The 10975-nt window shown below is 44.7% G+C and carries 11 protein-coding genes; 5 read left to right on the top strand and 6 right to left on the bottom strand.

The window, feature by feature from the left end:
- The first annotated feature begins 66 nt into the window (after positions 1-66).
- From rbsB to BCT81_RS14870, 4 genes are all read left to right on the top strand, one after another.
- Entirely contained in the window at positions 67-945 is an 879-nt protein-coding gene (gene rbsB, locus BCT81_RS14885; RefSeq protein WP_102424933.1) for a ribose ABC transporter substrate-binding protein RbsB, read from the top strand.
- Positions 946-1167: 222 nt separating this feature from the next.
- Positions 1168-2094: a ribokinase gene (rbsK, locus tag BCT81_RS14880; RefSeq protein WP_102424932.1), complete on the top strand. Its 927-nt coding sequence runs from the start codon at positions 1168-1170 to the stop codon at positions 2092-2094.
- A 109-nt stretch (positions 2095-2203) separates the two neighbouring features.
- Complete coding sequence (locus tag BCT81_RS14875; RefSeq protein ID WP_102424931.1) at positions 2204-3205, top strand: substrate-binding domain-containing protein; 1002 nt, start codon at positions 2204-2206, stop codon at positions 3203-3205.
- Between the two features lie 319 nt (positions 3206-3524).
- On the top strand, positions 3525-5984 hold the full coding sequence (locus BCT81_RS14870; protein WP_102424930.1) for a CHASE3 domain-containing protein: 2460 nt from the start codon (positions 3525-3527) through the stop codon (positions 5982-5984).
- A 97-nt stretch (positions 5985-6081) separates the two neighbouring features.
- Here BCT81_RS14870 and BCT81_RS14865 read toward each other — a convergent pair whose 3' ends face one another.
- On the bottom strand, positions 6082-6504 hold the full coding sequence (locus BCT81_RS14865; protein ID WP_102424929.1) for a lysozyme inhibitor LprI family protein: 423 nt from the start codon (positions 6502-6504) through the stop codon (positions 6082-6084).
- A gap of 287 nt (positions 6505-6791) precedes the next feature.
- Here BCT81_RS14865 and BCT81_RS14860 point away from each other — a divergent pair, with 287 nt between their 5' ends.
- Positions 6792-8351, top strand: coding sequence for an EAL domain-containing protein (locus tag BCT81_RS14860; protein WP_102424928.1), 1560 nt, complete (start codon positions 6792-6794; stop codon positions 8349-8351).
- 125 nt (positions 8352-8476) lie between these two features.
- On the opposite strand, the gene BCT81_RS14855 is transcribed toward BCT81_RS14860, so the two are convergent.
- The 5 genes from BCT81_RS14855 to BCT81_RS14835 form a co-directional block, all read right to left on the bottom strand.
- Positions 8477-8866, bottom strand: a complete 390-nt coding sequence (locus BCT81_RS14855) for a carboxymuconolactone decarboxylase family protein (protein WP_102424927.1) — start codon at positions 8864-8866, stop codon at positions 8477-8479.
- Between the two features lie 58 nt (positions 8867-8924).
- On the bottom strand, positions 8925-9281 hold the full coding sequence (locus tag BCT81_RS14850; protein WP_102424926.1) for a MerR family transcriptional regulator: 357 nt from the start codon (positions 9279-9281) through the stop codon (positions 8925-8927).
- Between the two features lie 172 nt (positions 9282-9453).
- The gene (locus BCT81_RS14845; protein WP_102424925.1) at positions 9454-9975 is read right to left on the bottom strand and encodes a GNAT family N-acetyltransferase; all 522 of its coding nucleotides are present in this window, start codon (positions 9973-9975) and stop codon (positions 9454-9456) included.
- A 49-nt stretch (positions 9976-10024) separates the two neighbouring features.
- On the bottom strand, positions 10025-10234 hold the full coding sequence (locus tag BCT81_RS14840) for a hypothetical protein (RefSeq protein ID WP_241908211.1): 210 nt from the start codon (positions 10232-10234) through the stop codon (positions 10025-10027).
- 86 nt (positions 10235-10320) lie between these two features.
- Positions 10321-10590 carry a hypothetical protein gene (locus tag BCT81_RS14835; protein ID WP_241908210.1) on the bottom strand — a complete coding sequence of 90 codons (270 nt, stop codon included), beginning with the start codon at positions 10588-10590 and terminating at the stop codon, positions 10321-10323.
- Positions 10591-10975: the final 385 nt, after the last annotated feature.

Here is a 10975-nt window from a genome sequence, read left to right as displayed (position 1 = left end):
CTATAAATAATGTAACAACGAGCTAGGACTCGCCTCCTAGCTCACCCTACACAAAGGACTTACACCATGAAAAAATTAGCGACTCTTATTTCTGCTGCTCTTCTTTCTACAACGGTATCTGTGTCTGCACAGGCGCAAGATACAATGGCAATCGTTCTGTCTACATTGAACAACCCATTCTTTGTAACCATGAAAGATGGCGCAGAAGCGAAAGCTGAAGAGCTAGGCTACAAGCTTATCGTTCTTGATTCTCAAAACGACCCAAGCAAAGAGCTGTCGAACATTGAAGATCTAACCATTCGTGGTGTAAAGGCAATCCTGATCAACCCAACAGATTCAGATGCTGTGTCTAACGCGATTCGCATGGCTAACCGCTCTAACATCCCAGTACTAACACTTGACCGTGGCGCAAGCCGTGGTGAAGTTGTAAGCCACATCGCTTCTGATAACGTAATCGGTGGTGAAATGGCGGGTCACTTCATCATGGAAAAAGTGGGCGAAAAAGCGAAAGTAATCCAACTTGAAGGTATCGCTGGTACTTCTGCAGCTCGTGAACGTGGTGAAGGCTTCATGAACGCAGTAAACGGCAGCGGCCTTGAGCTTCTTGCAAGCCAACCTGCTGACTTCGACCGTACTAAAGGTCTGAACGTAATGGAAAACCTACTTGCAGCTAACCCAGATGTTGAAGCAGTATTCGCTCAGAACGATGAAATGGCTCTAGGTGCACTACGCGCAGTTCAAGCATCAGGTAAAGACGTAATGATCGTTGGCTTCGACGGCACAGACGACGGCATCGCTGCTGTTAACCGTGGCCTACTTGGCGCAACCGTTGCACAACAACCAGACCTAATCGGTTCTCTAGGTATCGAGATGGCAGACAAAGTGCTTAAAGGCGAAAAAGTAGACGAGTACGTACCAGTACCTCTAAAAATCATCGCTAAATAATCGGTGCTAAACGAGTAATACCAAGCAGGGAGTCCCCTATCTCCCTGCTTTCTTCACTCAATAGCGCATTTACTCACTGGCTCAAAGCAAAAAGCAAAAACCGACAGTGCATCGCTGTTTCTCATTCCTCTATCGCGACTTGACGACTCTCTCGCGACTGAATAGCTAACCATGAGAAAGACCCATGCATTTTCAAATACGATATATCATAAGGCTCGTATCATGACTCAACTGATTGTTTTAGGTAGCGTTAACGCTGACCACGTACTACAAGTTCCTTCGTTCCCTCGTCCGGGTGAAACCTTGATTGGCGGTAACTATCAGGTCATCCCTGGCGGTAAAGGCGCAAACCAAGCGGTCGCTGCTGCGCGATTAAACGCAGATATCGGCTTTATCGCCTGTGTCGGTGACGACCCATTCGGCATCAACATTCGTCAAGATTTTGCTAAAGACGGCATCAACATCGACGGTGTTATCGTGGCAGAGAACACGCCAACTGGCATCGCGATGATCCAAGTATCAGCAGCGGGTGAAAACAGCATTTGTCTTTCTCCAGAAGCGAACAACAAGCTGACTTGCGAACAAATCGAACCACACCTAGAGAAGATCCGCGGTGCGAAATTCCTTCTAACTCAGTTGGAAACCCCAATCGAAGGCATTGAATACGCAGCGAAAACCGCTAAAGAGAGCGGAACTCGCGTGATTCTAAATCCTGCCCCTGCTCGCCCACTATCAGATACGTTATTAGCGTGTGTTGATGTGATTACACCAAACGAAACGGAAGCTGAAGTGCTGACAGGCGTGACCGTAACCGACAGCGCATCCGCACACCAAGCTTCGTTGGCTCTGCATGCGAAAGGCATCGAGACGGTAATGATCACCCTTGGCGCTAAAGGTGTTTGGGTAAGTAAAAACGGTGAGGGTGAGTTAATCGCTGGCTTCCGCGTTGAAGCGACAGACACCACCGCCGCTGGTGACACTTTCAACGGAGCACTAGTGACAGGCTTACTTGAAGATATGCCAATGGAGCGAGCAATTAAGTTTGCTCACGCTGCGGCGGCAATTTCAGTAACTCGCTTTGGTGCTCAAACGTCTATTCCAAGCCGTGATGAAACAGACGCATTTTTGGCAGAGCAACTGTCTGCCTAATAGGTTGAAGCTTAATTAAGTTATGTAACAACAAATAACTAAACATAAGCCCCTGTTTTCAGGCAGAATATCGCTCAACGTGGATAAGTGACTCCCACAAGGATTTTTTATGGCAACAATGAAAGACATCGCTAAGCTCGCAAAGGTATCGACCTCTACAGTGAGCCATGTGATCAACAAGTCACGTTTTGTCAGTGAAGAGATAGCTGAGCGTGTCAACAATGCCGCAAGAGAGCTTAACTATGCGCCTTCTGCATTAGCTCGCAGCTTGAAGATGAAGCAAACCAAAACGCTTGGCATGCTAGTGACAACCTCTACCAACCCATTCTTTGGCGAAGTAGTAAAAGGCGTTGAACGTCGTTGTTATGAAAAAGGCTACAACCTGATCTTGTGTAACACCGAAGGCGATAGCGAACGTATGAAATCGTCGATCGATACACTGCTACAAAAACGTGTCGATGGCTTAATGCTGATGTGCTCTACCCTTGAAGGCGAACATATCGACGTGTTCGAACGTTACCCAGAACTGCCTGTCGTGGTGATGGATTGGGGCCCAATGCTGTTTGCGAGCGACAAAATTCAAGACAACTCGCATCAAGGTGGTTACATGGCGACCAAACACCTGATTGACAACGGACACTCTCAAATTGGTTGTATCACAGGTCCGCTGCATCGTAACCAGGCATCATCGCGTTACCAAGGCTTCAAACAAGCGATGGAAGAAGCAGGATTAGAAATCAACGCTGATTGGATTGTCGAATCGAACTTCGAGTGTGATGGTGGTTTTGATTCTTATCAAATACTAAAGGCGCGTGGCAAAATGCCGAGCGCACTGTTTGTAAGTAACGATATGATGGCAATGGGCGTGATTCACGCAGCAGCGCAAGATGGCACCTCAATACCCAATGATCTCTCAATCATTGGCTACGATGACATCCACTTGTCTAAATACATGACACCGGCTTTAAGCACCGTCCACCAGCCAAAACACCGCTTGGGTAAAGCAGCCGTTGATACACTGTTGAGTCGCTTACAAACACCAGACGCCTACCCACAGGTCGTCGAGTTAGAGCCGACTCTAGTAGAGCGAAGCAGCGTGAAAGCGATTTAATCCACAGCTCCCCTACTCCAGAACAAAGAGCCAGCTTATCCAGTTGGCTTTTTTGCTTTAGCTTTTAGTCTTTAGCGTTAAGCCTTAAGTTTTAGCTTTAACCTTAGCTTTTAGCTCGTTAGCCATTAATAAGCGTCGCCCATCAAACCTTACCCATCCGCCCTTTTAGCACGAAGAATGCACCGCTCTCGATCTCAAAACATGTATTTATGTAATTAAATAGAGGTATTTCCACATCAATATATGCACTTGAACACTAAGCAACAGATTATCTCCTACACTATCAATAAAATAACATCGACATGGAGAGCGCTGTTTTATGATTTTGGGTTGGTTCGACAATATTTCCCTTCAAAAAAAGCTATTCGTTAGCTTTTGTGTTCCTATTGCTCTAATCGTAATCGTTTCTTTCTCTGTCCATAAAAATACTCAGTCCATGGTTGAGGACAACCACTGGGTGGTTCACACCCACAAAGCCATTGCTCGCGCTCAAGAGCTACTCAATCTAGCAGTAGATATGGAAACCGGTCAGCGTGGCTACCTGATCACTGGCGACCCTGTATTCCTAGAGCCTTATTACTTAGCACTGGACGTTTGGCCTCAAAAGATTCAGATTCTTAGCGAGCAAGTGAGCGATAACCCTGCCCAAGTCAAACTTCTGGACACCATTGATACCACCCACAATAAATGGCTAATTGAATCGGGAGAAAAAGAGGTATGGCAACGTGAGTTGGTGAATAGAGGCCAAGCAGACATGCAGAGTGTTGTCGATATTACTCAGCAAAAAACCGGTAAACAGCTGATGGACCAAATTCGCTTGGAGATAGCTGAGTTCATTGAGGTAGAACAACAGCTAATCAGTATTCGAGTCACCAAATCTGACCATTCTGCCCAACAAACCAGTTACGTTCTATTGGTCGGGACACTCCTTTCCGTATTCATTTGCCTGGTTGTCGCTGCTTGGTCATCAAATAGGATTAAGCAAGGGATAGACATACTGCTAGCTGCAGCGAATAAAGTAGCAGAAGGTCATTTACTAGAAGGGGCTGCAACGCTCAAGCTTAACTCAAAATCTGACACCCAAGACGAAATCGCCCACCTCACGCACAGCTTCAAAGCAATGGCGACAAATCTAGTAAAAAATGACAAGGAAATGCGATCAAAAAACCAAGAGCTCATTGCAGAACGAACCAAAGCCGAAGCGGCAGTAAAAGCCAAAGGTGAGTTTTTATCGACCATGAGCCATGAGATTCGTACACCGATGAATGGCGTACTTGGCATCTCTCAGATCATAGCGGCCCAAACTAAGGAGCCAGAAACCAAAGAGAATATCAATATCATTCTCGATTCTGGCCATCACCTAATGACCATACTCAATGACGTTCTCGATTTCTCTAAAGTCGAAGAAAACAAGCTTGAACTAGACATTGCCCCTTTCCATTTTGTCCAAGTGATACAGCCAGTTTGTAGCGCGCTTAAACCTTTGGCCGATGAGAAAGGCATCCGCCTGCTGCTCGAAAATAACATACCGACCAATATTCAACTTATCGGGGACTGTGCAAGGTTACGTCAAATCCTATTTAACTTGGGTGGCAATGCGACCAAATTTACCAAAGAAGGACACGTATCGATTCAAGCAGAGCTCAATCGTCCTAACAACCAGCTCATCATTAGCGTCACTGACACAGGGGTCGGTATCCCTAAAGACAAACATGAACAAGTCTTTAATTCATTTGAACAAGCCGATACATCGACCACAAGGCAATTTGGTGGTACTGGGCTTGGTCTTGCCATAGTAAAAAACCTCGTCAACCTCATGAAAGGTGAAATTACCTTAACCAGTGCGGTTGGGCTGGGAACTAAATTCCAAGTAACGTTGCCAATCGCATGGCAAGAAAGCAAAGTCAGTGAATGCCCGGTTAATACAAACGACACTGAAAGCTTGGCACACGAATCTCTCAACATTCTGCTAGTCGAAGACAACCGTATCAACGCGATCGTCGCGCAAGGTTTCTGCGAAAACCTAGGGCATAAAGTCGATCTCGCTGAAAACGGGAAGCGAGCCATCGAGCGCCTCCAACACTCGCAATACGACCTTATCCTGATGGACAACCACATGCCCGAGATGAATGGGGTCGAAACAACGCAATATATTCGCGATAAGTTAAAGCTCAACACCCTGATCTTCGCATACACCGCCGATGTGTTTCGTGAAGCTCACGACAGCTTCATTAATGCCGGAGTCGACCACATACTGACTAAGCCTCTGCAACAAGAGAGCTTCTTCGATGCCCTACAGCAGTTCTCAAATCGATTACCTAAACAATCCACCAAAGAAAACGCTGATAACGATGAAAACGTCATAGAGTTGCACCGCCAACCGATTGATACATTACGATTAACCGAAGAAGAGATAAGTCATTCGGAAATATTAGTCATGCTTAAAGATGACATGGAAGGGTTTAGCATGCTTATCAACTCAACCATCATAGAGTTTGAGCAATCCATTGACCGAGTTATTGAATACTACTTAGCGAAAGAGCTAGAGCAACTGCGCTGTACCTTGCATTCTATTAAAGGTATGTCACTCAACTTAGGGCTCAATACACTTTCAAAACAAGCATTAGAGTTAGAAGTACAGGCTAAAAACCAGCAGCTGCCTGATATAGAACTGCTCCAAAAACTACTTAACCGCCTGATGGTAAATATTCATCAAGCTCAGCGAATGAAAGCCGCTAATTCGATCGAGCGTTTGAAGAAAATAGATAAAGAAACGTAAGAGCAGATTACTTCAAGACAAAGGGCAAGGTGAAATACCTTGCCCTACACAGTTACACGTTACGATGTGGCAATCTTCTTCTAATGCCCTCACGTATCTAATCCATCAACTTAGGTTCTGGCAACACAGGCGGCGTGCTGTCCATGTAAGTTAAAAAGTTTTCCCACACTTCGTGCGTGCGTTGTTTGGTTAACTTAGTCTTACAAGAAAGCGCCATCAGCCCTCTAATCGAGCCATCGCGCCATTGGGTATACACAGAGTCACAATGCGCTGTCATATAGGCTTTCCAACTCTCCTGAGCGACCTTAATGGCATCCACCAACTCAGTATCCTCAGAATTGTGTTCAAAGCTGGCTGCTAAGTACGTATCAAGCTCTACCTGTGCTGATTCAAGCTCAAGTGCGGCACAGTGATTGATCTCCAATGTGTTCATCGCATTGTCGCAATCAACCGCGTCTTCGCCAGCATGTGCCAAACCAGAGAAGTAAGTCAGTAAGAGCAGTGCTATCGCTTTTTTCATACCAATCCCTAATCATTCGGTTAGTTTTCTTCAATATTGCAATCGTATATAACTCTAGCCTTTATAGGGTTATAAATATTTTTAATTCGTATTACTACTGCAAAAACACGTAAAATCCACACAGAAAACCGGATTAACATCAATATGTTACTGGTGAAACTAAAAAACATTATCTTTATCAATAATCCATGCGTGCATTCACAATATTTATTATTTTCCTTGCCACCTAATCGTTAAATTTATAAATTAAATCGAATGCTCATCCAATCGGTAACGCTTCTCCAATTATGGATATCAAGTACCAACATTTTGCCAAGACCACATTCTACTTTGCCATCTCTTTCGTTTTGTCGATGGCATTGCTCATTCCTTTTACACCGTCTCATTATCATGCGTTAACCGAAGAATCTTCACAATTAGTTGAAACCAGACTTCAAGAGATCCAAGCCAGGTTTGGCAGCTTTCTCGCAGGCATCACACCCGCTCTATCTTGTGATGCCATCGTGACCGAGCTTCGCCAGAATGTATTCAATGCCGATTGGGTGAAAGAAGCCGCTGTATTCAATAAACATAACCGCTTTTACTGCTCTACCACCGATGGCGAGGTGTCATTTCGCCTTTATAGCAGCATCCGAGAAAGGCTCAACGACGATCCAAACTTAACCACCTTATCGTACTCCAACGCTGCGATTACCAAGGTGCAGTCCATCATGCTGATTTTCTCGGACAAAGAGCAGGCGGGAGTAAGCCTGATGATACCGCCACACTTTATCTACGATCTTGTAGAGTCAAACCTGAGCAGCCATGGAATCAACTCAAAAGTAGAAGTGATAAAAAGAGATATTCACCCGACCGATCCCGGTGTGTACTTTTCGAAGGTTCGCATACAATCAGAGGCCTACCCTCTGGCTATAACCTCCTACATCGGGCACCAGTACTACATCAACTTCTTAATGAGCTTCTCTTGGTTTGGGTTTCTTATGGCGGGAATCACCACCATTGTCCTGTTGTCCGCTAAACATAAGAAACAGAGCCAACGCAGTTTAGAATATTCCCTCTCTAGCGCTCTGAAAAACAAACACCTGCAAGTTCACATGCAACCTATTGTTGACCAGAAAACTACCCAAATCGTGGGCTGTGAGTCACTGTTAAGGTGGAACCACCCGATTGAAGGCAACGTATCGCCCGCTATTTTCATACCGCTCGCAGAGAAACTAGGTTTGATAGAAGAGCTGACGTACTTTGTGCTACGCGAAGTATTGAAAACCATCAAACATAATCAAGACCTTTTCGAAGACAAATACATCAGCGTCAACATCAGCCGAAACGTCGTGTCTAACAGTAACTTCGCCCACAAAGTATCAGGGATTTTCAAAAGAAACCCTGAGATTTTAAAGCAGGTGGTGTTTGAAGTAACCGAAGATGGTGAGTGCTCAGACGCGGATATGGCAAAGATAAAAGAGAACCTAACCAAGCTAGCGAACATGGGCGTGAAAGTCGCAATTGATGACTTTGGTACGGGCTACTCAGGGTTAGATTTCGTAAGGCAATTTCCGTTCAGCATCCTCAAAATTGATCGCGTCTTCGTGCAGAACATTTCAGACGAATCCAGTTTTGGTGTTCCTTTGCTAGAGTCCATGCTGCAACTGTCCCGTACTTTAGGCATGCAGGTTATCGTGGAAGGCGTAGAGTATGAATCGCAAGTGAAAGTCTTGTCTAAGTTAGGTGTCGACTATATCCAAGGTTTCTATTTCTATAAGCCGATGCCAATCAACCTAACCATCAGCCAGCTCAGGCAGCAACAGCACATAGCCACCACTCATGAGTATGACATCTCGCCAACCTAACCGATGAATGTAAACCGATTAGAGGGCGCCGTTACTGGCGCCCTTTTAAAATGACTTTCATAAAACCAACACTTGGCACTGGCGTTAAGTGCCAAATGGTGGGGCGCCAAGCATTAAGCATCAGATCAACTGTCGTGTTTCGCCGATCGTTCAGCGAGCACTTCTTTGAATGCGAACATCCCATTCAGCGCAGCAGGGAAACCAGCGTACACAGACATCTGAATGATCACCTCTTTGATCTCTTCTTCACTGCAACCCACATTAAGCGCCGCATTCAAATGCACTTTAAGTTGCGGGGCGCAGTTGCCTAGTGCGGTTAACGCTGCCACCGTCGCAATCTCGCGAGATTTCAAATCCAAGCCTTTGCGAGCATAGATATCACCAAAAGGATACTCGATGGTGTATTTGGCTAAATCAGGGCAAATGTCTTGCAGGCTTTCGATAACATTTTGCCCAGCTTCACCATCAATCTGTTTGAGCAGTTCTAGCCCTTTTTCAAAACGTGACGTGTTCATTGTGTTGCTCCTATGTATTGAATAGGAGCGCAGCATACAAGTTAGAGTTCACTCTAAGTCAACGCACTTTTCCATCTTTATACAGGTCAATTTTGTCTTCCAGAGCGGAAAGATGAGATTGCTGCTGCGCAATATGCGCTTTTAAACTCTGTTGGTGCTGTTCTAGCAAAGCTTGACGTTCAAGTACCGTGCTGCTGCCCTGCTCCCTTAATCGAGCGTATTCCAATATCTCTTCGAGTGGCATCGCCGTTTCTTTTAGGCGAATGACAAACTCAAGCCACTTTACGTCTTTCGCGGTATACACTCGGTGCCCACTGCTATTACGCTGAACATTTTTAAGCAAACCGATTTTTTCATAGTACCTAAGCGTATGAGCCGACAAACCCACCAAGCTAGAAAACGCCTTCATGTTCATGGTTTTACTGCCTTAATAGCCGAATAAGCGAATAAGCGAATACGTTATTTTGGGTAAAGAATACTAACCTCCAAACCAGAAATCATCATCAAAGAAACCCCAGTCCTAGAAGCACAAACCCAACGATGGAATGAAAAATCCCACGCGTTGGATCCTAAATTACTTATTAAGCCTAGAGCTCTAGTGCATAGATACACATAGATTGCTCTTTTTCAGGCACATCCAGTGTGTGTTGCCCCTTAGACTTCAGCGTCGCACCTGCACGTTTCGCAATCTTAACACTGGCCAGGTTACTCTCTAAACAATGGAACTCAAAGGCTTTAACTCCTTGTTCGCTTGCTAAGGTTGGAACAAGAACCTCCAAAATTTGCCCTACCACTCGATTCCCCGTTGCACTGTCAGCAAGCCAGTAGCCTAATTCGCAGGCTCGAGTCTCGCGGTGAATTGACTTTACACCAAATACGCCTGAAAACTGTTTTTTGAAGTGTACTGCGAACCACTGTGAGCCTTCGATACCACTGTTCAGCCGACCTTCGATATAAGCTCGCGCACTTTCAAGATCGACCACACTCTTCTCCCAGGGCATATATTTTGATAGGTTCCCCCTGCTTGATTCAACGGCATTAAATAATGCAAAAGCATCTGAAACTTTCAGATTTTTTAGGACTATATCTTTAGATATGACTCTTTCCATAACACCTCATTTTTGAGTTTTTGTAAAACCACCTAATTAAAGCGCGCGCTTAATGGCTTCTGCTAGCCCGCTCGCGTTTTCCCACGCCATCGACAAGAATGCGCCGATGAGAAAGCAAACATTCACTGGCCGCAACGGCCGGATAATCAAACGAAGCAGCACAGCCAATGCCGTGTATAAAAATAATAGGCACTTCCGAACCGGGAAGAACATGATACCTAAGTATCGCGTTACAGCCCTCAACCTTAAACTCTTTCATTTCTTCCCCTGAAACCCACAGAACACGACACTTAACATATACTTCACACACCAAGCGTGTCGAATTGCTTGTTATTGACTAGCCACTCAAGCCACTGAAAACACAATGCGCTCTTTGCTCTCATCATCTTTCAACTCAAATAAAATGCCTTCCGCCTTTACGTCTTTTAATTCGTTGATTAATACTTCTAATTGCTCCCCGTTTTCGTCAAATTTAGACGATATATTTTGAGGTAAGAGTGTCACAAGCAGCTTTGCCAACCCTAAAGGAACCGACAAGCTGTCCTTTAGTTCGCCAGTTTCAAAGCAATAAGTGTCGATTTTTAGTTTACGCATACAAAAATACTCGCCAAACACATAGACTCACTAGACTAACTTTTCTTTGAAATTTGTCTGTGAGTTACATGCACAAATGCAACATTACACATATGAGAAAATGCATTAATTGGCCCGCTCTAAAGATGCGACAGCTCAGGGCGATCTTAAAGGCGACAATGACATGTATGAGAAAGGTGTTTGTTGGATTGGATGTTAAGGGAGATTTTGTTAGGAGAATTAGCGCGGCAGCCGTATGAGGCTTGAAAAGCGAGTTTTATTAAGTAAGCCAAGTTTAAATCACTGAAAAATGTGGCTTTAATATCAAACCACCAAATTATATTCGACTATGTTGAAAATGCTAATCGTATATTTCACTTTAAAGAATATTTCTTTTGAAATGGATTTTATTAACTTAATAATCAGT

This window comes from Vibrio sp. 10N.261.52.A1, from assembly GCF_002876325.1.
GTDB classification, from domain to species: Bacteria; Pseudomonadota; Gammaproteobacteria; order Enterobacterales; family Vibrionaceae; genus Vibrio; species Vibrio chagasii.
This window is presented reverse-complemented; position numbering and strand designations above follow the sequence as displayed.